This is a genomic window from Rhizobium ecuadorense, from assembly GCF_001187535.1.
In the GTDB taxonomy this organism is placed as follows: Bacteria; Pseudomonadota; Alphaproteobacteria; order Rhizobiales; family Rhizobiaceae; genus Rhizobium; species Rhizobium ecuadorense.
Window position 1 is genome coordinate 1 of record NZ_LFIO01000079.1, and the last position, 276, is coordinate 276.

Annotated in this window: 1 protein-coding gene; it reads left to right on the top strand. The window is 65.2% G+C overall.

The window, feature by feature from the left end; genetic code table 11:
• Positions 1-276 (top strand): MBL fold metallo-hydrolase (locus AF337_RS03805; protein ID WP_152970883.1); only part of this gene is annotated, 276 nt, incomplete at both ends.

Below are 276 nucleotides of genomic sequence, written 5' to 3' on the forward strand. Positions count from 1 at the left end.
GGCATCGATCTTGCTTCGGTGACCGACGTGGTGCTGACCCACATGCACATGGACCATATTGGCGGGCTGCTCGTCGACGGGGTGAAGGACCAGCTGCGTCCGGACCTGCGGATCCATGTGGCGGCCGCCGAGGTCAAGTTCTGGGAGTCGCCCGATTTCTCCCGGGTCTCCATGCCGCCCGGGTTCCCGGACGCGCTTCGGGCCACCGCCAAGCGGTTCGCGAAGGAGTATCGCAGCTATTTCCGGCTGTTCGATGACGAGTACGAGGTGGCGCCG